Source organism: Komagataeibacter xylinus, from assembly GCF_009834365.1.
GTDB classification, from domain to species: Bacteria; Pseudomonadota; Alphaproteobacteria; order Acetobacterales; family Acetobacteraceae; genus Komagataeibacter; species Komagataeibacter xylinus_D.
In genome coordinates this window covers 1,396,380-1,417,543 of sequence record NZ_CP041348.1, presented here as the reverse complement: position 1 = coordinate 1,417,543, position 21,164 = coordinate 1,396,380, and the positions used below count along the sequence as shown (strand labels likewise).

General features: G+C 62.4%; 21 protein-coding genes and 1 riboswitch. Of the genes, 12 read left to right on the top strand and 9 right to left on the bottom strand.

What is annotated here, in order from left to right:
* Nucleotides 1-79: 79 nt before the first annotated feature.
* From FMA36_RS06700 to FMA36_RS06680, 6 genes are all read left to right on the top strand, one after another.
* The gene (locus FMA36_RS06700; RefSeq protein WP_159261698.1) at nt 80-1,018 is read left to right on the top strand and encodes a ribokinase; all 939 of its coding nucleotides are present in this window, start codon (nt 80-82) and stop codon (nt 1,016-1,018) included.
* 30 nt (nt 1,019-1,048) lie between these two features.
* Nucleotides 1,049-1,276, top strand: a riboswitch (cobalamin riboswitch).
* Between the two features lie 194 nt (nt 1,277-1,470).
* Nucleotides 1,471-3,045, top strand: a complete 1,575-nt coding sequence (locus FMA36_RS06695) for a carbohydrate porin (RefSeq protein WP_240906555.1) — start codon at nt 1,471-1,473, stop codon at nt 3,043-3,045.
* Nucleotides 3,045-3,170 carry a hypothetical protein gene (locus tag FMA36_RS19700; RefSeq protein ID WP_276612607.1) on the top strand — a complete coding sequence of 42 codons (126 nt, stop codon included), beginning with the start codon at nt 3,045-3,047 and terminating at the stop codon, nt 3,168-3,170. The genes FMA36_RS06695 and FMA36_RS19700 overlap by 1 nt, the downstream gene beginning before the upstream one ends.
* A gap of 84 nt (nt 3,171-3,254) precedes the next feature.
* Nucleotides 3,255-3,836 carry a hypothetical protein gene (locus FMA36_RS06690; RefSeq protein WP_159261696.1) on the top strand — a complete coding sequence of 194 codons (582 nt, stop codon included), beginning with the start codon at nt 3,255-3,257 and terminating at the stop codon, nt 3,834-3,836.
* Between the two features lie 165 nt (nt 3,837-4,001).
* Nucleotides 4,002-4,634 (top strand): hypothetical protein, encoded by a 633-nt coding sequence (locus FMA36_RS06685; RefSeq protein WP_240906501.1) that lies wholly within the window; start codon nt 4,002-4,004, stop codon nt 4,632-4,634.
* 17 nt (nt 4,635-4,651) lie between these two features.
* Entirely contained in the window at nt 4,652-5,149 is a 498-nt protein-coding gene (locus FMA36_RS06680; RefSeq protein WP_159261695.1) for a peptide deformylase, read from the top strand.
* Nucleotides 5,150-5,158: 9 nt separating this feature from the next.
* Here FMA36_RS06680 and FMA36_RS06675 read toward each other — a convergent pair whose 3' ends face one another.
* Both FMA36_RS06675 and phoU read right to left on the bottom strand, forming a co-directional pair.
* Nucleotides 5,159-5,887, bottom strand: coding sequence for a response regulator (locus tag FMA36_RS06675; RefSeq protein WP_159261694.1), 729 nt, complete (start codon nt 5,885-5,887; stop codon nt 5,159-5,161).
* A 5-nt stretch (nt 5,888-5,892) separates the two neighbouring features.
* Nucleotides 5,893-6,597: a phosphate signaling complex protein PhoU gene (gene phoU / locus FMA36_RS06670; protein WP_130731267.1), complete on the bottom strand. Its 705-nt coding sequence runs from the start codon at nt 6,595-6,597 to the stop codon at nt 5,893-5,895.
* Between the two features lie 284 nt (nt 6,598-6,881).
* Here phoU and FMA36_RS06665 point away from each other — a divergent pair, with 284 nt between their 5' ends.
* Nucleotides 6,882-9,083: a TonB-dependent receptor gene (locus FMA36_RS06665; RefSeq protein ID WP_408885657.1), complete on the top strand. Its 2,202-nt coding sequence runs from the start codon at nt 6,882-6,884 to the stop codon at nt 9,081-9,083.
* Here the strand turns inward: FMA36_RS06665 and FMA36_RS06660 are convergent.
* Complete coding sequence (locus FMA36_RS06660; RefSeq protein ID WP_240906500.1) at nt 9,032-10,405, bottom strand: MFS transporter; 1,374 nt, start codon at nt 10,403-10,405, stop codon at nt 9,032-9,034. The genes FMA36_RS06665 and FMA36_RS06660 overlap by 52 nt on opposite strands.
* Entirely contained in the window at nt 10,402-11,232 is an 831-nt protein-coding gene (gene panB, locus FMA36_RS06655) for a 3-methyl-2-oxobutanoate hydroxymethyltransferase (protein ID WP_159261691.1), read from the bottom strand. Before panB ends, FMA36_RS06660 begins: the two co-directional genes overlap by 4 nt.
* Before the next feature lie 444 nt (nt 11,233-11,676).
* Here panB and FMA36_RS06650 point away from each other — a divergent pair, with 444 nt between their 5' ends.
* On the top strand, nt 11,677-12,672 hold the full coding sequence (locus FMA36_RS06650; protein WP_159261690.1) for a hypothetical protein: 996 nt from the start codon (nt 11,677-11,679) through the stop codon (nt 12,670-12,672).
* A 187-nt stretch (nt 12,673-12,859) separates the two neighbouring features.
* On the top strand, nt 12,860-14,854 hold the full coding sequence (locus FMA36_RS06645) for an AAA family ATPase (RefSeq protein WP_159263696.1): 1,995 nt from the start codon (nt 12,860-12,862) through the stop codon (nt 14,852-14,854).
* A 96-nt stretch (nt 14,855-14,950) separates the two neighbouring features.
* Here the strand turns inward: FMA36_RS06645 and FMA36_RS06640 are convergent, their stop codons facing one another.
* Nucleotides 14,951-15,802 carry an acid phosphatase gene (locus FMA36_RS06640; RefSeq protein WP_206065211.1) on the bottom strand — a complete coding sequence of 284 codons (852 nt, stop codon included), beginning with the start codon at nt 15,800-15,802 and terminating at the stop codon, nt 14,951-14,953.
* Nucleotides 15,803-15,966: 164 nt separating this feature from the next.
* On the opposite strand from FMA36_RS06640, the gene FMA36_RS06635 reads away from it, so the two are divergent.
* On the top strand, nt 15,967-16,176 hold the full coding sequence (locus FMA36_RS06635; RefSeq protein WP_159261689.1) for a hypothetical protein: 210 nt from the start codon (nt 15,967-15,969) through the stop codon (nt 16,174-16,176).
* Nucleotides 16,177-16,306: 130 nt separating this feature from the next.
* Here FMA36_RS06635 and FMA36_RS06630 read toward each other — a convergent pair whose 3' ends face one another.
* The 3 genes from FMA36_RS06630 to FMA36_RS06620 are packed head-to-tail and all read right to left on the bottom strand — an operon-like array spanning nt 16,307 to nt 19,054.
* Nucleotides 16,307-16,882 carry a hypothetical protein gene (locus FMA36_RS06630; RefSeq protein WP_159261688.1) on the bottom strand — a complete coding sequence of 192 codons (576 nt, stop codon included), beginning with the start codon at nt 16,880-16,882 and terminating at the stop codon, nt 16,307-16,309.
* An 18-nt stretch (nt 16,883-16,900) separates the two neighbouring features.
* The gene (locus FMA36_RS06625; protein WP_159261687.1) at nt 16,901-17,980 is read right to left on the bottom strand and encodes a hypothetical protein; all 1,080 of its coding nucleotides are present in this window, start codon (nt 17,978-17,980) and stop codon (nt 16,901-16,903) included.
* Nucleotides 17,981-18,028: 48 nt separating this feature from the next.
* The gene (locus FMA36_RS06620; protein ID WP_159261686.1) at nt 18,029-19,054 is read right to left on the bottom strand and encodes a hypothetical protein; all 1,026 of its coding nucleotides are present in this window, start codon (nt 19,052-19,054) and stop codon (nt 18,029-18,031) included.
* A gap of 515 nt (nt 19,055-19,569) precedes the next feature.
* Here FMA36_RS06620 and FMA36_RS19695 point away from each other — a divergent pair.
* Nucleotides 19,570-19,695: a hypothetical protein gene (locus tag FMA36_RS19695; protein WP_276612606.1), complete on the top strand. Its 126-nt coding sequence runs from the start codon at nt 19,570-19,572 to the stop codon at nt 19,693-19,695.
* Between the two features lie 59 nt (nt 19,696-19,754).
* Complete coding sequence (locus FMA36_RS19880) at nt 19,755-19,868, top strand: SWIM zinc finger family protein (RefSeq protein ID WP_206065209.1); 114 nt, start codon at nt 19,755-19,757, stop codon at nt 19,866-19,868.
* A gap of 69 nt (nt 19,869-19,937) precedes the next feature.
* Here the strand turns inward: FMA36_RS19880 and FMA36_RS06610 are convergent, their stop codons facing one another.
* Nucleotides 19,938-21,017 carry an IS5 family transposase gene (locus FMA36_RS06610; RefSeq protein WP_010516652.1) on the bottom strand — a complete coding sequence of 360 codons (1,080 nt, stop codon included), beginning with the start codon at nt 21,015-21,017 and terminating at the stop codon, nt 19,938-19,940.
* Nucleotides 21,018-21,164 lie beyond the last annotated feature (147 nt).

Sequence of the window (21,164 nt, the reverse complement as noted above, 5' to 3'; positions counted from 1 at the left end):
ACTTCTGCATGTTTTGCCCCACATTCCATGGGCATGCTGGTATGTCTGTGCCCCCGCATTCACCACCACAGGGGCCAGCATGTCAAAGCCGTCCGCCATTGCCGTCACTGGCAGCACGAATATTGATTTTGTCGTGCATGTCGCGCGTTTTGCCCGGCCGGGCGAGACGCTGCATGTGCATGCCTCCAGCACCGGGCTGGGTGGCAAGGGAGCCAACCAGGCCATTGCCGTAGCACGGCTGGACCAGGACGTGGCCCTTGCAGGCTGGACCGGGCAGGACATGCTGGCAGAGATGGCACGCGCCACCCTGGCTGAAGCCGGCGTAAATACGCGCTGCCTGATGGCCGATGCAACAGCGGGAACCGGGCGCGCCTTCATTACCATCAACCATGCAGGCCAGAACCAGATCCTTGTCGATGGCGGTGCCAACATGGCACATGGCGGCCAGTGCGCCGCAATCCTTGCCCCGGTGCTGGACAATGCCGCGATGCTCATGCTGCAGATGGAAATGGACCCGCAGCTTGTGCTGGCCATGGCACGCACGGCACACGGGCGTGGCATACCCGTCATGCTCGACCCCGCCCCCGTGCCGGATACCGGACTGCCCGCGGCGCTGTACGCCATGGCCAGCATCATTACCCCCAACGAGATCGAAACACAGGCCCTGACCGGCATCACCCCCACCGATGAGGCCACATCCCTGGCCGCCGCCCGTATCCTGCACGCACGCGGCACGCATACGGTCATCATCAAGCTGGGGCATCGGGGCGTGGTGTGGTCCACCCCGGCGGCACGGGGATTTGTGCCGCCCTTCCGCGTCAAGGCAATCGACACGGTGGCAGCGGGTGACTGCTTCAACGCCGGTCTGGCCACGGCGCTGGCGCGCGGAGCGGATATGCCCGAAGCCGTGCGTTTTGCTGCAGGCTGCGGCGCGCTGGCCACCACGCGCGCAGGAGCCGCCGAGGCCGCGCCCACGGCAGATGAAGTCGCCACCCTGCTGGATGCACAGCCGGGCTGAGCTTGCGCATTGATCCGCGCACGGTATAGTCCTGCCCGACAAGTCAATGGTCCCGTGCAAACGGGTGAAAAAGGGAATGCCGTAAGCTCCGGCAGGGTAATCAGGCCCGGGGGCGCAGTCGGCAACTGTACCCGCAACTGTAGGCGGAGAGTGCTTCATCTGGTGCCATACCAACGGCAACCACTGGCTCCGGCCGGGAAGGGAGATGGAGTGCAATGACCCGCAAGTCAGGAGACCTGCCATTGTCCTTTAACGATATCGCCGGGCGGGCCTGACCGGAGATGGATATGAGACCATGCGTCCTCCGACCTGACATCCCGTATGCCGTAGCAGCGACGGGCCTCTTCTGCGGCCTGTCATTTTCTGGCGCCAGGGCGCCAGACCCATCCTGACGGGATGTTTCCACCATGAAATTGCATATTCTCCTCCCGCGTCGGCAATCCCTGTCGCACATGCTGCTGCTGTCGGGCGCCCTGAGCGGCACCTGCTGCACCGTAGCCCACGCCCAGACCCAGATTGCGCAGGACCGTGCCCGCCTGGGCAATTCCACGCCGCTGATCGTGCAGATCGACCCCGCCACGGTGCGCGATTCTGAACGCGCCACGGCTGATGCGGAAGAAAAAGCCGCAGGCGATGGCGACAAATTGGATACCAGCGGCAACCTGCTGGGCAATATGTGGGGCGCGCGGCCGTGGCTGTACAAACACGGCATCAGCTTCGACATTCAGGAAGTTGATGAAGTCTGGGGTAACGGCACCGGCGGCTCGCCTTCCAGCAATGATGGCTCCAGTGGCTCAGGCACCGGGCCTGCCTATGATGGCGTGACCATGCCCACGCTTACCGTGGATACCGAAAAGCTGTTCGGCCTCAAGGGCGGGCTGTTCAATGTCAGCGCGCTGCAGACACGCGGGCGCTCGATCTCGCAGGATCATCTGGCCAACTTCAACCCTGTCAGCGGGTTCGAGGCCGACCGCTCCACCCGGCTGTTCGAGCTGTGGTACCAGCAGTCCTTCCTCAAGGGCAAACTGGATGTGAAGATCGGCCAGCAGGATCTTGATACCGAGTTCCTGATCAGCGATTACGCCTCGCTCTACCTCAACGCCAACTTTGGCTGGCCCATGGCGCCCTCGGTCAACCTGTATGGCGGCGGGCCGTCATGGCCGCTCTCCTCACCCGCCATCCGCATCCGCTACCGGCCGAGCGAGAAGTTCACCTTCATGTTTGCCGCAGCGGACGACAACCCGCCCGGCAACCGGTACAATTCAACCCCCATCCAGCAGGCTACCGGTTCCGCCAGCGGCTATAATTCCGATCCAACCAGCCAGACCTATAACGGCGCCAACGGCACCAACTTCAACATGGGCACCGGCGCGCTGCTTATCACCGAGCTGCAATACGCGATCAACCCCCAGCCCGCCGATATGACGAACGTGACCAAAAACCCCGGCCTGCCGGGCGTGTACAAGCTGGGCGGCTATTACGATACCGCGAAGTTCGCCGATTACCGCTACAACAATCTGGGCCAGGCGCTTGGCAGCCCGAATGACACCACCGGCATTCCGCGCTGGGACCGGGGCAACTGGATGGTGTACGGCATCATCGACCAGATGCTCTGGCGGCCCTCGCTCAAGTCAGCCCGGTCACTGGGGCTGTTCGTGCGCGCCACCGGCAATAGCGGGGATCGCAACCTGATCAGCTTCGCCATTGATGCGGGCCTGAACCTCAAGGCCCCGTTCAGGGGCCGCGACAATGACACGATCGGGCTGGGCTGGGGCATTGGCCGGGCAAGCTCGGGCGAGCGGCAGTTCGACCGCAACTCGGCCCTGAGCGCCTACACCCCCGTGCAGGGCAATGAAAACCACCTTGAACTGACCTATCAGGCGCAGGTCACGCCATGGATGGTGATGCAGCCTGACTTCCAGTACGTATGGAACCCCTCGGGCGGCGTGCCGGATTATGGCGTGAGCTATAACCGCCGCGTGGGCAACGAGGCCATTTTTGGCCTGCACAGCAACATTACGTTCTGATGGGCAGCTCCGCCACCCCGTGCAGGCGGGGCTGGTCGGGCGCGGTCGTGCTGCTGCTTATGGTGCTGCTCCTGGCACCCGGACGGCCCAATGCCCCCCGCGCCCGCAACGATACGCCCCGGTAAAAGCGCAAAAGCACAGGGCCGCATTGAAAATTTGTATTATTGTTACGTCCTCCCCCCGCCCTATAAACAACAGGGGAGGAATCCATGTCTTACTACGACAGGTTTGATGATGTCCGGACCATCATGCGCACGGTGGCAAATAACCGATGGCTGGAATGTTCCCCCACCAACCCCAAGGGCAGGACCACCTTCATCCTGCTCGATATCTGCAACATCATCCAGCTTAAGCTGGAATATGATGGCACGACCCTGTACCGGAACATCGGCGATGCCAAACGCTATCCCCTGCATGATTTTGATGATCCCATCCATGAACTTGCTGGCAGGCTGGGCGTAAAGGCCATCACGCACATCATGCAGCCCGATTACATCGTGCTGCGTGACCTTGAGGATTATGAGGTTCTGGGCGCGGGCGCCCCCGCAGGCAGGCAACAGGGCGGGCGGACCTATGATGTGTGCAGCATGATCCATTGCGCGACATATGACCTGTATGCCCGCCCCGCCACGCCGGTGTGCATTGTCTATGACTATGCCAGCATGACCATGCGCTATAATCCCACCTTTGCACGCAGCAGGCCCAGACAGCGCAAGCGCCGTGGTTTCCTCGGGCTGGTAAAATGGTTCTTCACCCCACCCAAACCCGGTGGCCGGAAATACGCGACGTGATGCCGCCGGCCTGCGCTGGCGCGTAGCTGCCTTAAAAAAACATCGCAGCCATCAGGCAAAAACAGTTTCACGCCTTCTTTTTGCATTATATGCAGCCTTGATGTTCCGGCCCGAACGACCCGCCTCATGACGGGTGTGCGCGCCCCACCAAAAAGGAAAAAACCGTTGCGCCGTCTTGTTGCTTTATGCCTTCCGCTCGCCATGGCCGCCTGCGCGCAGCATGCACCCCGCCCCATGGTCAATTACTGCAGCCAGCCCGCCATCACCGCGGCCATCGTGCGCACTGCAAACCAGGGCGCGCCCACGGCCTCGCCCGCAATCCGTTTCGAGGGGGGCACGGTCAAGAGTTCGGTCTATAACGACCACGTGCAGGTGCTCGCCTGCCATGGCAACCTCGTGCGCGGCGATGGCACGCGCGAAGCGGGCGTAGCCATCGCCCGCCTGTCGCACATGCATACGGACTGGAAAGCCCTGTGGAGCACCACGGCTGCAACCCACCAGTGGATGTCGGATGCCGATATCGCCCGCAACCAGCAGGACCGTTACGCCAATTATTACGAACACACCCCGCAGGCCTGCAAACCCTACGCGCATGACCTGTTCTATGGCGCCCCGAAATCGGACAAGGAAACCGACCACCTGCGCGAGACGCTGTACGACTGCCTCGCCGAGCATAACGTCAAGCCGCTGCGCCCCGTCTCGGGCGTGGAACATACCTACAGCCCGTTTGGCCTGAATTTCTACATTCCCTACTACACCAACCTCAACGCGGATGATAACGGTCCCTTCCTTTACTGAAGCCCGGAACATCCGCCATGGCCATCGTGCCGATCATCCGCTACCCGCATGCCTGCCTCGAACAGGTCGCCCGCCCCGTTGACGCCACCAGCGCCGAAACGGCTCAACTGGCCCGCGACCTGCTCGACACCCTGCGCGCGGCACCGGGCCTGGGCATTACCGCAAGCCATGTGGGCCAGCCCCTGCGGCTGGTGGTGATCGACCTGCATGATGGCGCGGGCGCGCATGTCTATGCCAACCCCGAGATCATCTGGCACGCTGATGAGACCGCCACGATGGAAGAAGGCAGCCTGTCCATGCCGGGCATCCACGCGCCTGTCATCCGGCCTGCCCGCGTGCGGGTGCGCTATGACCGCCCTGATGGCACCGTGGCGGAGGACGAGGCCGATGGCCTTCTGGGCGTCTGCCTGCAACACGAGATCGACCAGACCAACGGCCTGTTCTGGACCCGGCGGCTGTCACGCCTGCGGCGCGAGCGCGCGCTCAGGCGGTATGCCAGGCTGGAGCGGGGATAAAAGTTTCCATCAATCCGCCTGGCCATCATCGAGCATGTAGCCGCTTGAGCGCACGGTGCGGATCAGGTCCGCCCCGCCCGTGGCGTTGAGTGCCAGCCGCAGGCGGCGGATATGCACATCCACCGTGCGTTCTTCCACGTGAATGCGGTCATCCCACGCAGCCGCCAGAATTTCAGCGCGTGAGAACACCCGGCGCGGATGACGCATGAGATGCAGCAGGATACGGTATTCGGTCGGCCCCAGCGCAATGGTGCTGCCCGCGCGTGACACGCGGCGGCCCCCATGGTCGATCGTGACATCGGCAAAGGTCAGGACATCCCCCTCCGCCACGGCGGCAGCCGCAGCCCCGCGCCCGGCACTGCGCCGCATCACCGCGCGCACGCGGGCATGCAGCACGTCCATGCCGCAGGGCTTGACGAGGTAGTCATCCGCCCCGGTATCGAGCGCGTGAATCGAATCCCGCTCCTCGCCACGTGCAGTAAGCATGATGATGGGCAGGTAGCGCGTGGCCGCCGCCATGCGCAGCCTGCGGCACAGATCGACCCCCGACAGGCCGGGCATCATCCAGTCAAGCAGCACGAGGTCGGGTTTCCAGCTGGTCACCCCGGTCAGGGCATCAAGCCCGTTATCGACCGGCATGACCGTATGCCCCGCTGCCTCGAGGTTATAGGTAAGCATGACGGACAGGGCGGCATCATCTTCCGCAACAAGGATGCGGAGCGGTTGGTCAGCCTGCACGGGCTTTAGCTTCCCTGTCCTGAGAACCCGCCACGCGGGCGCACCACGGGCAGGATCTCGCCGGTGGCGGTGTAGTACACGCGCTCGGCAATGTTGGTGGCGTGGTCGCCAATGCGTTCGAGGTTCTTGGCAATGAACAGCAGGTGGGTGCACGGCCCGATATTGCGCGGGTCTTCCATCATGTAGGTCACGAGTTCGCGGAACATGGCGTTGTAGAGTTCATCCACTGCCGTATCGGACTGCCACACCTCACGCGCAAGGTCGGGGTTGCGCTGGCTCATGGCATCAATCGCGCGGCGCAGGTTGTCCTGCACCAGGCGGCCCATGCTGCGCAGGCCGCTGAGCGAGATGCGCGAGGCCACCAGTTCCGCCCGCAGCGAACGCCGCGCGATGGAGGCGGCGCAATCGCCGATGCGTTCCATGTCGCCGGTAATCTTGAGGGCGGAGACCACCTCGCGCAGGTCACCCGCCACGGGCGAGCGCAGGGCGAGGATGCGGATCACCATCGCCTCCACGTCGCGCTCGAGCGCATCGACCTGCGGGTCGAGGTCGGCGGCGATGCCGGCGGCGTTCTCGTCACGGTCGGCAATGGCGGCAACGGCCTGCGAGGTCTGGCGTTCCACCAGTCCACCCATGCGCGCCATCATGGAGCGCAACTGCTCGAGTTCCTGCTCGTAACTGCGTACGATATGTGCTGATTCCTGTCCCACCACCCGCAACCTTTTTGCCTGCCTGCCCGCGCAATGATGCACGATCCGCCCGATAACGGGGCTTACGATGCCTTACGGGACTATACTATATCGGTCCCTGATTTGTTCAAGACGATGTCATATCCCACCCGGATGAGACAGAATAATGAAATAAAAAGATATTTTTCAGGAACGCCCCCATGCCGTGCCCGCCATGCCGCCCCGTTGTGTTCCCTGCCGCCTCCGCCGGCCGCCTGCATGTGCTGACAGCCGCCCTCAGCGCCCTGCTCGGCCTCGGGCCGGGCATGGCGGCAGCTGATGACACCACCACGACAAAACCGCCCGCCCCGGGCAAGGTAGAAAGGCTGACCGTAACCAGCCAGCGCGTAGTGGGCACCGAACCCGGTGGCGGGCTGATCAAGGTGGAGGATGCGGCAAAATCGGTCAGTACCATCGGCACCGATTTCATGCGCAAGCAGGCGCCGAGTGCCACGGCGTTCGACATGGTCAGCCTGCTGCCAGGGGCCAATGTTTCCTCATCCGACCCGCTGGGCTTTTCGCCGCAGACCAATATCAGCGTGCGCGGACTGGGCGGAGACTCGCTGGGCTATGTGCTCGAAGGCATGCCGCTCAACGATATTGCCTATTACAACGGCTACCCCGGCCAGTTTGCCGATACCGAGAATTACCAGAGCGTCTCGCTTGCGCAAGGCTCGGCGGACCTCGACTCCCCCGTGCTCAACGCGGCGGGCGGGCTGATGAGCATGACCTTCCGCGACCCCTCCATGCGGGCGGGAGGATATGCCGATGTATCCTACGGTTCCTACAACACCAACCGCCAGTTCCTGCGGCTTGAAACCGGGCAGATCGGGCATACCGGCCTGCGGGGCTTCGTGTCCTACTCGCATGGCTATACCGATAACTGGCGCGGGCCGGGCCATGACGAGCGCCAGCATATCGACTTCAAGTTCCTGCGCGAATGGGGGCAGGGCAACCGGGTCTCGCTGATCGGCACATGGAACACGATGGTGGCCAGCTACTACCCGCCGGTCGACAAAACCGACTGGCAGGCCCAGGGCGTGCATGGCGCGGCCAACAACCTCGCCGCCACCTACAACCCGAACAACGCCGCAGGCGGCACCGATTACTGGGCGCTTTACCGCCAGCCCGAGCGCATTGCCTACCTTGCCGCACCCGCCCGCTTTACGCTGGCGCGCGGGCTGCACCTCAAGGTCACGCCCTATGCGCAGTGGAGCTACGGCAACGACCCCGGCGGCACGACGCTGGGCGATGCCGGGCTTTCAGGCGGGGCGGATGCAGGCACGGTGGTGCGCTCGAACTGGACCCAGACCAGCTACCGCTCGGGCTTCAACGCCACACTCGACTGGCAGCTTGGCAACCATGACCTCGTATTCGGCTACTGGTACGACTACTCCGATGACAGCGAGCACCAGCCCTTCACCGCTGTCAACGCACAGGGCTATGCGCCCGATATCTGGGTGGACCGCATCAGCCGCACCCTGCTCGACGGCAGCGGCCAGCAGATCGATGCAGGCAGCTACCACATGATCTCGCAGACCAACGCGCTCTATATCGGCGACAGGATGCATTTCCTGCACAGGAAGCTGATGGTGGATGTGGGCTTCAAGGAAGTGATGCTGGACCGCACCGGCACCACCACATCGGGCGGCGTGCAGACGGCGGCGGGCAGCAACAGCGCCACACCGCTGCCGCGCATCGCCATCCGCTACCAGATCACGCCACGGCATATGGTGTTTTTCAACACCACCACCAATTTCCGCACGCCTGATGAAAGCGCGCTGTTTGGAGGCGTGACCGCAAGCGGCATCACGACGCAGCTCAAAAACGAATATTCCGTGTCGGAGGAACTCGGCTACCGCTACAATGGCGACCTGATCGTGGGCAGCCTGACGCTGTTCAACTATGATTTCACCAACCGCGAAATCCAGACCCTGCTCAACGTGAATGGCGCACAGGTCGATTCCACCATCAATGGGGGCGGCCAGACCTCGCGCGGGGTGGATGTGGAAATCGGGCTCAAGCCGTGGCACCATTTAGCCCCCTACCTGTCGGGCGAGTACCTGCATGCGACCATCGACAGTGACATTCCCTCCGCCACCGGCATGCTGGCAACCCGTGGCAAAACGGCGGTGGAAAGCCCCACACTCCAGGCATCGGCGGGGCTGAGCTATGATGACGGGCATTTCTTCGGCATGGCCTCGGTACATTATACCGGGCGGCAGTATTCAACCTTCATGAATGACGAGCGCATGCCCGACCACACCACGGGCAACCTCGCCATTGGTTACCGCATGGATGACCATGCCTTTCTCTCGCACCCCGAATTCCGCATGAATTTCATCAACATCACCAACCAGCATTACCTCTCAGGCGTGGCCACCCCCACGCTGACAAAAGCCGACGGGCCGCAATATTACGTGGGCGGCGGGCTTGCGGTGCTGTTTACCGCCGCCACGGGGTTCTGAACTCCAAGGCCGCGCAGCACGATCCCGCCCGCCAGCAGGTACAGCACGGCGGGCACCAGCAGACAGCCCGCATGGATGCCCGCCTGCGCCTGCGCCGTCTGCCCGGCAGTGCCACTGACCAGACCCGCCGCCGCCAGCACGCCCGCCAGCAGGCTGCCGCCAATATCAAACGCCATTTTTGACGCCATGGAATTGAGCGCCCAGCCCAGCCCCACCGCGTGCAGGCCGCAAGCCCCTCCTTCATGCCGCATGGCGTGCGCCAGCAGGGTGAAGCAGGCCGGATTGCACACGCCCACGCACAGCCCGAACAGCGCCAGCCCCGCCCCGGTTACATCCAGCCGCGCGGGCAGCCCATAGGCCAGCAGCAGGATGCCCCCCGCCGCCACCGTGCCACGGCGCATGACCACGCCCGGCCCCCACCATGCGCATAAAGGCAGGGAGAGCCCGCATCCGGCCAGCACCGTCAGGCTCATCATGCCCAGCAGCCACCCCGCCATGTGGTCGCCCGCATGCAGCACGTAGCGCACATCATAGACCAGCGCGCCGAACAGGAAGGTGCTGCCCAGCATGGTCAGCAGCATGGCCCCCGTCAGCCGCCGCCAAGCCCGGTTGGCCAGCAGCGACATAACGAGCTGCCGGGGCGCCACATCGCCCCCATCTGTCGCCACGCGCTCGTGGCACAACCGCGCGGGCAGCCACACCAGCGCCCCCACCACGCAGGCCACCACCATCATGAACAGGGCAAAGCCCGCCTGCCGGTTGCCGTGGCCCAGAAAATCCACGGCAGGCAGGGTGACCATGCTGACCACAAGCCCGCCAAGCGTAGCCCCCACCATGCGGCTCGTAGCCAGGCGCAGGCGGATGGCGGGATCGGATGAAATCAGGCTGGTCATGACCCCATAGGCGGTATTGACCACCCCATAGCTCACGCAAAGCGCCATATAGGCCACACCCGCGCACAGCCCGCGCGCCACGACGGGCCAGCCGCGCGGCAGCGGCACGAAGGTCAGCACCACCAGCACCATGAACGGCACAAGCCCGCCACGCAGCAAAGGCAGGGCCTGATGGCCCGTGGGCCTGCGGTCGATCCACAGCCCCACGGCCGGGTCGGTCACGAGGCTGGCCGCACGCGCGGCAAGCAGCATGAACCCCACCATGCGGGCGGGGAAAAAGCAGATATCGGTATAGAAATACGCCAGGTAGCTGAGCATCAGCCCCCAGATGATGTTGAACCCCGCATCGCCCGCCCCAAATGCCACGATCTCCTTCAGCCCCACGCGGAGGGCGGGAGGAGGCGGCACCGGCGCGGGCGGGCGCGTCAACCCGGCGTTACCGCGCGGCGGGTGCCAAAACATTCTTCCGGCCCCGGAAAGCTACGGGTGCGCACATCCTCGGCATACCGGGCCACTGCGCCGTCAATCACATCGCCCACATCGGCGTAACGGCGCACGAAGCGCGGGGTGTCCGTGCCGAACACGCCCAGCATGTCATCAACCACCAGCACCTGCCCATCGCACGCAGGCGAGGCCCCGATGCCGATCACCGGCACCGGCACGGCGGCCACGATCTCGCGCGAGACGGATTCGACCGTGCCCTCGAGCACCACGGCAAAGGCGCCCGCGCCTGCAATGGCATGGGCATCATCACGCACCTTGCGCGCCTGCGCCTCGTCACGCCCCTGCGTGCGAAAGCCGCCCGTGGCGTTGACCGCCTGCGGCATCAGCCCCACATGCCCGCATACGGGAATGCAGCGCTCGGCCAGAAAACGCACGGTTTCGGCCATTTCCGCCCCGCCCTCAAGCTTGACCGCGCCGCAGCCGGTTTCAGCCATGAGGCGGGCAGCGTTGCGAAAGGCCTGCTGCGGTGATTCCTGATAGGAGCCAAAGGGCATGTCCACCACCACCAGCGCACGCTGCGAGGCGCGGACCACGGCAGCGCCGTGGGCAATCATCATGTCCATGCTCACGGCCAGCGTATCGGGCATGCCGTACACCACCATGCCCAGCGAATCCCCCACCAGCATCACATCAACATGCGGATCGAGCCTGCGGGCCATGGGCGCGGTATAGGCCGTAAGCCATACACCGGGCTCAACACCCTTGCGCACATCGCGGATGGTCCGTCGCCGGGGCTGTTCGCCCTTGCCCATGCCTGCCATTTTCCTGCCATATCCGTTGCGTTACGATGATATCTGGATATTGCAGCCCATCGGTCTTGGCAAATCCCCCGCTGGCGTGGTGGCGTGGCGCCAGAGGCGGGTGCGCGCAATTTCAGGGGGAGAACCACCGCGCTCACCACGCCGTTAGCTTACACAACTGAAAGAGACCCATCCGTGCAGCCGGCGAGAAACCTGTCCTGGATTTAATGTGATATTAATTACTATTATCACATAATATGCCTATGATATGCATCAATACGGCATCCAACGACCCATCATGCAAGCCTCACCCCCATAACAAGGCACATGCCGTACTGCCCATGTGACCAGCCCCCATCCACTGTGGCGCATGGTTCCGTGCGGTGCAGGCCCATCCTGCCCGCCCCACCACCAGCAACCAACCGTTCTGGCCACAGATACTTCAAGGACCGCCCGATGCGTGAAGCACGTACCGCCCTGGCTGCCTGGCATCTGCAGCATTCCCGCCCTGAATGCCTGGTAAGCTATTTCGACCCCTGGCAGCCCGTAGCACGGCAGCTTGACCTGCTTGCCAACCGCTTCCAGGCCGTAAAAGCCCTGTGCGATGCCGAACGCGACAGCCTCGCCACCGAGGATGACGCGCTGGCGCAACTGCGTGATTCGCTGGCCTTTCACCTGCTCAAGGCGTGCGTGTGGTGGCAGGTCGACTTCTCGCCCCGCGCCGTAGCAGGGCTGTCGGCGCCCCATTTCATGGAGCACGCCCACCGCCATACCGCACGGCATGTGGATGACGAGACAATGCTCGATGTCATGACATGGCAGCATTATATGCACCGCGCCGATAGCGGCCACATCATGGTGACCGGAACCGACCCGCTCTATCGCGGCAACACCACCATTGTGTACGGCATCGACGGGCATCGGGGCTTCCGCTTCGCCATGCAGCGCCCCGGCCAGCCGCTGGCGTGGAACGACATCACCCATGCGGATTTCATCGCCGCCAGCCTCAATGCCCGCGCGCTGCACTGCCTGATCGAGACGGAATGCGCCGCCATTGGCGAATGGGATATGGCGCGTGAGGAGCATATCCAGGCCGCCCGCCACCATGCGCGGCACTTCCACATCGTGGGGCAGGCCGATCCCGTGGCGCGCTATGCGAGCGCCCTTGAGCAGTTCAGCCGGTGCCAGTCGCGTTTCGGGCGCTTTGCGTTCGAGAACATCGTCAACCACATGGCCTTTGCCGTGGCCCATGCCGCCCATGAGCAGCGGCTGAGCCTTGCTGAACTCCTGCGCCAGGGCGACGGGCATACGGTCAGCGCCAACATGGTCGACAGCCTGAAGCGGCGCGCACACGCCCATGTGGCCACCGGCACCGACCCGCTGCGCCAGGCGGAACTCGTAGCCATGCTCAACCGGGTTGAAACCGGCTTCGCCCTCTCGGGCGGGCGATAAGACAGGGGGAGAAGAAAACATATTCTTCTCCCCCCACGACATCCGGGCCTGCAATACCTATATTCAGCAGGAATAGCAGGAGACCCGATATATGGCATTGGCCAAAAGCAGACGACCGGCACCCCGCCGCAGGACGGTACAGACCCGCTCGCCACGCGTTCGCGGCGAGACACGCCGCCTGCTGGAAATGCTGTGCGTGCTGCATGGTTCGATCCATCGCGGATCGCGTGATTCCGGTGCTCTCGTGCGCTGCGTGGTGCAGGCCCAGCCCGATCTTGGCCTGCCCGACAAGGACCTGCCCGCCGCCCCCCGGCATGATGGCGAGAACCCGCCCACCGCCACGGAATGGAAGCGCCTCGGCCACGCACTGGAGGAAATCCGCCTCCAGCATGCAAACGACCGGGGATACGTGGATGCCTGGCTTGATGAACTCAGCCACGCCACCGGCCTTGGCAGCGTTGCCAGCGAGGTACTCGGCCTTGCCATGTGCTACCGCCTGAACGGGCATTTCGAACAGTTATGGGATGACCTGTGCGAAAACCGCTCGCGCGGGCCATTCCTGTGCGAGGACATTCCGCTGCTCCACCTGCTGCTTGGCCAGGAGGAGGACGCGATTGCCACAGCCCTCGCCCCCGATGGCCAGTTGCGCATGAGCGGGCTGATGACCGTGGACGAGGATGGCGACATCACGCTCCTGCCCCGCCTGATGGCGCTGATGAACCGCCGCGCCAGCGTGGTGGGCGATATCCGCTCCATGCTGCTCGGCCAGCCCCGCACCGCCACCCTGCCATGGGAGGCCTTTGCCCATCTGGGCCAGCAGGCCGAGATTGCGGCAAGGCTGCTCAGGGCGGCCGTGGCCACCCATGCCAGCGGCATCAACATCCTGCTTTATGGCCCGCCGGGCACCGGCAAGACCGAGTTCGCGGCCACCCTTGCAAAGCATATAGGGGCGACGCTGTACCCCGTGGGCGAGGCCGACAGCGCGGGCGATGAACCATCGCGCCATGAGCGCCTGGCCGACCTGCGGTGCAGCACGCGCCTGCTGCGCAACACCGAGTCCATCCTCCTGTTCGACGAGGCGGAGGACCTGTTTACCTCCAGCCTGTTCGACGCGCCGCAATCCTACAGCCGCGTGTTCTTCCACCGCCTGCTCGAGCAGGGGGGCACGCCGGTGATCTGGACCGCCAACGACCTCGATACCCTCGGCCCCGCCATTGCCCGGCGCATGGCGCTGTGCATCGAGGTGCGCCAGCCTGGCATCGGCGTGCGCACGCGGCTGTGGCAGGACATGGCGCGTGAGGAGAAAGTGGCCCTCGCCCCGCAGGATGCGGCTGATCTTGCCCGCACCATTCCGGCGGCCCCTGGCATCTTTCGCAACGCACTGCGCTCCACCCATCTGGCAGGCGGCGATTCGGCCATGGCCAGCCTGATCGCCACCGGCATCGCGCGCGCCGCCGCAGGCGGGCAGATGCCCATGCCATCACAGCCCGACGTAACGGATTATGACGCGACCCTCATCAACGCCGATTGCGACCTGCAGGCGCTGACAAGGCGCCTCGCCCGCCCCGGCGCACCGCGTGCGGTCTCCCTCCTGCTGTCCGGGCCGCCGGGATCGGGCAAAAGTGCGTATGCCCGCCACCTTGCAGCCGAGATGGACATGCCGGTGCTGCAGAAGCGGGCCTCCGACCTGCTGGATAAATATGTAGGCCAGAGCGAGCAGCAGATTGCCGCAGCCTTTGCCGAGGCTGTCGATAGCGGGGCCTTCCTGATCATTGACGAGGCCGACAGCCTGCTCGGCGACCGCCGCTCCGCCGAGCGGTCATGGGAGATCAGCCAGGTCAACGAGATGCTGACCTGGATGGAGCAGCACCCGCTGCCATTTGCCTGCACCACCAACCTTGTCGAAAAGCTGGACCCGGCCAGCATGCGGCGCTTCCTGTTCCGCGCGCGCTTTGGCTACCTGAACACGGTACAGGCGGTGCACGCGTTCTCGCGCTTTTTCGGGCAGGAGGCACCGGCTGCCCTGCGGCATCTGCACACTCTCGTGCCATCGGACTTCGCGCTGGTGCTGCGCCGGGCGCGGCTGCTTGATGAAAACCCCACGCCCGACGAACTACTCGAACGCCTGCGCGCGGAAACCGCAGGTCGCGAGGGCAACCGCAAGATCGGTTTCCTGTCCTGATAAACAGGGAATGAAAGTTTCTGGATGCCGCCTTTTTTCAAAAAAGGCGGTGTTTTTTCGAAGCTTTTAAAAAAAAGCTTCACCAAAAACTTTTGTTTATTGGGGCGGATGGGCTGCGGCGTCAGCCTCGATAGCGCATTCGGCCGCAGGGGGGGCTGCCATGGTGGCGTGCAGCGCCGTTACTTCCGCCCGCGCGGCATCCATTTCCTGCCGGAAACCGTCATCCTGCTCCATGGCCGAATACAGCACCCCGCCATTGAGCCACCCCGCTGCGACATCACTCTGCCACTGCACGCCACACACCACGCGGCTCTCGCCGAACACGCGGGCACGCTGCATGATCGTGGCTGTGCGCTCAGGCAGGATATCAGACAGGATCAGCCCCGTTACCCAGCCCAGCGTGGCGTGGAGGGAGGGATAGGACGGATCACGCTTGAGGTCGGCGCGGAGCGGGATGCAGGTGGAAAGCTCGGCCTCGGTAAAGGGGCGGGGGCGATTCCATAGCGCTTTCTCGGCATTGACGGCAGGTGTGAGACGCTTTTCGATCCGCGCCACAAGGCCCACGAGCTCGGGCAACTGCTCGGGCGGCAGGGTAAAGCCCGCAGCGCAGGAAAAGGCCGAGACCATATGCGCGGGTGTATCGCGGTTATCGGCCTGGGCGAGTTTCCACCGTGGCGTGCCTTCAAGGGCGCGGGTCGCGGCAAAGATGGAGGCATCAGCCGCGCGCTGCGCCGTGTCCGGGCCGGGCGGGGGCGGCAGGAATATCTGCCCGTCAGGCAAAGGCGGCCCTGCTGGCACATCGGCCTGCGCGGCAGGATGGTGATGGACAGGGCCAGTATGATGATGGGCATGCGGATGCGCGCAGGCCACCACAGGCAGCATGGCCAGTTGCCCCATTACGGCACAGGCGGCCAGCCTGCGCGCCATGGCAGAACGATCGAGACGCATCTTGTTCCTGTCAGTTCACCTTTTGCCGCAGGCTACGGCCACACCCTGCCCATAGCATGGGGCGCGGGAGCGGCAAATGCCGCAACGCCCGCGCGGGCCACACGCATCTTCTGCCCCACCAGGTTTTATGGCATGCTGCGCCAACAAGCTGGAGGCACACCCCGATGAACCGCAGAAACCCGATATGGCCCACTACCATCAGCCCCGTGCGGATCGGGCTGTGCGTGGTCGGGCTGACGCTGGTGCTCGTCCAGTTCATTCACGGGCTGAACATCAGCCCCGATGCCATGCCGGGTCAGGTCATGTTCCATATCGCCATGCTGGCCCTTGGCGCCATCGTGTTCGTGGCGGGCATGTGGGGGCCTTCGCTTTAGGTAACCCATTAAAAACAAATTTTTAGAGGGTGATATGCATCTCGTATGAGTATAGCAGCAATATGCTCTCGCTGACGCAGATTACGACCTTGAGGTCAATTCAACAAAAATACCTTGAGATTCTTGCAGTCTACCATAGGGAAGGTGGGTGCCGCCACGATGGCGGCCAGCCCCATTTCCATTGCGCCCTGACAATCGTGGTGTGGTTATCGATGGTGCTGGCGTCCTTCACTATTACGCCGCCCGGCTTGTCCACCGGCCCGACCGTCGTCACGACGTACCATGCCCCGGCTGGCACGTTGGGAAAGGCAAACTGCCCCTCGCTGTCGCACGTCGTATGGCGGATGAACTGCGCAACCTCCACCGTGACCATGCGCGGGTCGTCCGCCCGGTTGTGACGGAACATCCTGTCCACCAGCTTGCCGGTATAGGTGTTCTGCGGGATCAACTGCACGTCGCGCCCGCTGCAGGTCGTGGTAACCTGGTGGCCGCGCACGCTGCGGGGCCTGTCCGGTTTGAAAAAGGTTGAAAAACCCACGCCACGTATGTTGGCGCTGCCTGCCTGCTGTGACCAGGCCAACGTCTCGGGTTCAAGACCCACCTGCTTTGCTGACGCGCTGCGCCAGCCCGCCAGACCGGAAGCAAGGGGCACAAGGCCAAGCACGAGCCACAGGCGGCGGCACAATACTGACGTGACGGTAGACATATTTTTCACCGGGCACATTCAGGAATCACCAATTTCGAGGTTCAGTTGGAGGACGTGGTTGACATGATAGGCCGGGTCTGGATTAGCCCCGACCAGCGGGAAAATCATCTGCTTCAGGTTTTCCACAGCCACCTGTGCCAGAAGCCTGTCGCCCGTCAGCTCGGCCATGCGGACGTTATGAGGCCGTCCTTCGCTATCGATATCGAGTGTCACGGTTACATGCGCCGTTGTGCCCTTCTTCATTTTTTTCGCCGTGTCCGCAGGCATGTCCAGCAATTCCGGCCCCATTGACTCGAACAGCAGTCCCATCTGAAGGGGTTCTGTCGCAGGTACGGGGAGTGCACCAGGTGCCGGGGCGGTTGGCAGGTTGTCATACAGGGCGGCAATGATGCGCGCCTGCGCAGGGTGCGCCAGTTCCACTGCCGGGCGCATGACAAGGCGGCGTGTTTCGGGGGAGGCGTAATATACAGCCAGAACACTCGCTCCGAAGGCCAATCTGTCGCAGTTCGGGCCATGGAACCGCATCAACTGATCCCGCAGGGTCAGCCAGTACCCCGGATTACGCGGGTCGGAACGCAACTGCGTCCAGGCAAGAGTCGTAGCCTGCTCCAGACTGGCGGGCGTATTCAGGCCGTCATAGGCAGCCAGCAGGGTTTGGACGGCGGGGAGGGATGGGGCAAAATGCGCCAGTTCATCATTCAGGGTCGTGATGGCATCCCGATAAAGGCCATGCTGGACCTGACTTATGGCACTGGTCAGGATCAGCCGCTCGCGCGCTGAAACATCCGCCTGCGGGGCAGGCAGGCGGTGGGCGTCAAGCCATGCCATTTCCTGATCAATCATGTGCCACTTTTCATCCATGGCAGAAAATGGACCGTTGGGCAGAAGCTGCTCGTAGAATGCAGCACGCACGGCCAGATACTGCACCCTGACAAAAGTGCTCCGAAGCCCGCGTGTGTCCTGCCGGCCGTATTCGGGCACGATGGGGGGCGCGGGCGGTTTCCGGTGAGCCTGCGCACCATTACCACCATATCCCAGCGCGACAAGTAAAGGAAGCGCAGTCACGAGTTGGCAGAAGCGTAGCAAAGGAACATGCATGAAATAACGTATCCAGAAACAACAAAAGAGAGGGCATATGGCCGAATATTACAGTACGGGCAGCACCATGGCCGTGCGGGGTGCAAAATAAAGTTCGGCGCGCTGATGGTCATGATGGGTGGGGTCGCCCACCAGCAGAGGAAAAGTCTGCTGCCCCAGCCAGTCCAGCGCCTGCAGGCGGAAACGCGCATTACCCGATAGGCGGCTGACACGGGCATTGCGGGGAATGCCCGCGGCATCAATGTCATATTCCAGCGTGAGTGCGGCCTCCTGCTGTTCCAGTCCGGCCGGTGCGGCAAGAGCGGGGCCACGGGCCTTTGCCAGCGTGAAAGCCATGGCGGGATCATCTGTGGGCGCTTCCTCACGCCGGGGCGCTTCAAAGACCGGCATGTCGGGCAGCAACAGGTCCACTGGGGTATATGAAAGATTCCTGCCCAGTTCCATGGAGGTTCCGATTTCGGTACGCTGGGCTGCTGGCATATAGTACATCATGACCGCGTAAGCACCCAGCGCATTGCCGATATTGTCAGGGGTGTTCATGCCCCACAAAATGGCGCTCCACATTACGCCCGATCGGGGAGAGACGCTGGCAAGATGCCAGCCTAACGCGGCCGACCGGTCCAGATCCTGCGCCGGGCCGGGGGTGGCATAAGCCTTGATCAACAGGACGGTCGCGACGTTGGAATCAGGAAAGCGCTCGAGCTCTTGATTGAAAATGGCGATCGCGGCGGCAGTATGTCCCTGTTTCATCTGCATTGCGCCACGCAACATGATCTCGCGCTCCGCAGGGGTGAGCGCGGCCGTCATGTTCGGGCGTGGCTGCGCCCCAAGCCACGCGGTCTCACGGTTCATGGCACGGATGGCGGCGCGGATGCGGGCATGGTCATGGCTGGCAAGACCGCGAAATAATTGGTAGCCCAGCCCCGCCATGTAACGAGCGGAGGCGACATTGTTCAGCATCTCACGTTCAGACAGGGCAAAGGCAGTTGCATGCCCATCAGGCGCGGAGGAGAGGGGCATGCTGGCGGATGGCACGGCAGCATGGGCGCAGGCAACGGATGTTGTGATAAACATGCCGACTGCGGCTCCGGCCAGCACCTTCCGCACAGCGCATGAAGTATTTGAATAGAGAAGGAAGAAAGACATAAGTGATATTGGCGCCTATTTCAGGAATATTACTTTCATATATGATGAAAATTAAATACAAATTATCTTTTAATTGTAATTAATTTATAATAAATTATCAATTCGTTATGGTTTTCCTATCCAGTCTGGTTGTTTTGAGTTTAGGGACAAGCCGCATTACCCCCTCCCGGATCACAGATGTTTTGTCCGGCATATCGGAGCTGACAGTGTGTTCCGGTCATTATGCCCAGTTAAAACAGGAACGTCATGATCTTCCTGAGTCTATGTTCTATGAATAATTCACATATGGACGGATAATAAATCCTATTATAAAATACATTATCTGTACATGAATGTCATATTTTCTTTTAAGGATATATGAGTATCATATCTATACCGGGCCATTGAACTTTCACCATTGATTTTTATGCTTTTTTCATCAAGAAAAAGGGCAATGCATCATCATGATTGATCCTGAGATCATCGAACGGCTTGTGGCTGACCAGGCCTCCCTGCGCGCGGGCGTGGGCCTGGCCAGACCTGCCAAATGGTCGGCCCTTGGCTCGAGTGCGGATGCGACGCTGATATGAAGCGAACGCGCAGATTCCGGCGCGCGGCCTTACCGGGTAACGGCCGACCTGCGTGAGATATGGGCAATAAATGCACCTGTCCCTCACGCAAATTTCCCTGCAAGCACGTGGAGGGATCGAAGAACCGTTGGTTGATGCGCCTGGCTCGTGATTTCAGGGTTTTGGCGATTTGATTTACGGTTTTTGGGGTAGCTTTTGATCTGCGTTTTGAGCAGATCGGGGACTGCCCTCCCGCTGGATGACTACGCGCTCGCGTTCAACCTTTCGAGGAAGAGGAAGCGGCGCATGTTGTAGACGATATTGGCCAGCCCGATCCTCATGGTGGCCCGGGTGATACCGACAGTTCGGATGAACAATCCCGTCTGTGATTTCTGGTCGGCAAAGACGTGCTCGACGCGTGATCGGATCACGGACTTTCCAGCATTCGATTTCTGGATATGTCGGGGCATAGGCTTGAGATGCGGCTTTTTTCTGTGAACCTTTGAGACAAAACCCTCTTTGTCCATGAAGTCCTCATTCGCTTTCGAGCGATAAGCTGTATCAGCCCAAACGCTTGAGGCCGTATTGGTTTTATCTAACAGCCCCTCTCTCAATCGCGCACCATCACTGGCGGCGGCATCCGTCGTCTTCCATTTTCGGATGAACCGAAACTTCCGGTCGATGGAGATGTGGGATTTGTAGCCAAAGAACGGGATGGCGAGATCGCTCGACGGTATGGTTCCATCGTCCTGCCGCTTCGCCTTCGTGAACTTAAGTGTCCATCGTGCATGACGATCCTTGTGCGACATCTTTGCGGGCTTGTCCTGCCAGTCTTCTGGAATACGTCCCGCCCGGAGATCCGCTTTCTCCCCTTTGGTATTGCGCTGCTTTGGCGCTGCCACCAGCGTGGCATCCAGGATCTGGCCGGACATCGGCAGATACCCAGCGTTACGCAGGGTGGCGTCAAAGCGCTCGAACAGCTTCTGGATGGCGCCTGCCTCGGTCAGACGCTCGCGAAACAGCCAGACCGTTTTGGCATCGGGCACCCGGTCCGACAGTCCCAGACCGAGGAAACGCATGAAGGACAGGCGGTCGTTGATCAGATATTCCGTTCGCTCGTCGGAGAGATTGTTCAGCGTCTGGATGACCAGGATCTTGAACATCAGCACCGGATCGAACGGGGGACGGCCGCCTTTGCTCCTGTCTGAATAGGCCAGAGCCTTCTCCAGATCAGGGCGGAACGCCTCAAAATCCACAGTCCGGGAAAATGCCTCCAACTGATCGCCAAGCCCGCTTAACCGGGCAAGCCGCTCGTCAACATCAAAGAAACCCGGCTGCTTCATGAGCCATCCCCCCAATCATCACACAAGGTATGGAATCACAGCCACCAATTCAGAGCCAAGGGGTTTTTCGAACCCTCCACGTCATCGGTCTCCTATGCCTGAGGACGGCAGCCCAACCAGGCCAGGGTCATGCACAGCGTACGGGCC

Excerpts from the sequence above, each read along its gene's own strand:
- FMA36_RS06700 (WP_159261698.1), top strand. The coding sequence starts at position 80 with ATGTCAAAGCCGTCCGCCATTGCCGTCACTGGCAGCACGAATATTGAT.
- FMA36_RS06695 (WP_240906555.1), top strand. The coding sequence starts at position 1,471 with ATGCTGCTGCTGTCGGGCGCCCTGAGCGGCACCTGCTGCACCGTAGCC.
- FMA36_RS19700 (WP_276612607.1), top strand. The coding sequence starts at position 3,045 with ATGGGCAGCTCCGCCACCCCGTGCAGGCGGGGCTGGTCGGGCGCGGTC.
- FMA36_RS06690 (WP_159261696.1), top strand. The coding sequence starts at position 3,255 with ATGTCTTACTACGACAGGTTTGATGATGTCCGGACCATCATGCGCACG.
- FMA36_RS06680 (WP_159261695.1), top strand. The coding sequence starts at position 4,652 with ATGGCCATCGTGCCGATCATCCGCTACCCGCATGCCTGCCTCGAACAG.
- FMA36_RS06665 (WP_408885657.1), top strand. The coding sequence starts at position 6,882 with ATGGCGGCAGCTGATGACACCACCACGACAAAACCGCCCGCCCCGGGC.
- panB (WP_159261691.1), bottom strand. The coding sequence starts at position 11,232 with ATGGGCAAGGGCGAACAGCCCCGGCGACGGACCATCCGCGATGTGCGC.
- FMA36_RS06650 (WP_159261690.1), top strand. The coding sequence starts at position 11,677 with ATGCGTGAAGCACGTACCGCCCTGGCTGCCTGGCATCTGCAGCATTCC.
- FMA36_RS06645 (WP_159263696.1), top strand. The coding sequence starts at position 12,860 with ATGCTGTGCGTGCTGCATGGTTCGATCCATCGCGGATCGCGTGATTCC.
- FMA36_RS06640 (WP_206065211.1), bottom strand. The coding sequence starts at position 15,802 with ATGCGTCTCGATCGTTCTGCCATGGCGCGCAGGCTGGCCGCCTGTGCC.
- FMA36_RS06635 (WP_159261689.1), top strand. The coding sequence starts at position 15,967 with ATGAACCGCAGAAACCCGATATGGCCCACTACCATCAGCCCCGTGCGG.
- FMA36_RS06630 (WP_159261688.1), bottom strand. The coding sequence starts at position 16,882 with ATGTCTACCGTCACGTCAGTATTGTGCCGCCGCCTGTGGCTCGTGCTT.
- FMA36_RS06625 (WP_159261687.1), bottom strand. The coding sequence starts at position 17,980 with ATGCATGTTCCTTTGCTACGCTTCTGCCAACTCGTGACTGCGCTTCCT.
- FMA36_RS06620 (WP_159261686.1), bottom strand. The coding sequence starts at position 19,054 with ATGTTTATCACAACATCCGTTGCCTGCGCCCATGCTGCCGTGCCATCC.
- FMA36_RS19695 (WP_276612606.1), top strand. The coding sequence starts at position 19,570 with ATGATTGATCCTGAGATCATCGAACGGCTTGTGGCTGACCAGGCCTCC.
- FMA36_RS19880 (WP_206065209.1), top strand. The coding sequence starts at position 19,755 with ATGGGCAATAAATGCACCTGTCCCTCACGCAAATTTCCCTGCAAGCAC.
- FMA36_RS06610 (WP_010516652.1), bottom strand. The coding sequence starts at position 21,017 with ATGAAGCAGCCGGGTTTCTTTGATGTTGACGAGCGGCTTGCCCGGTTA.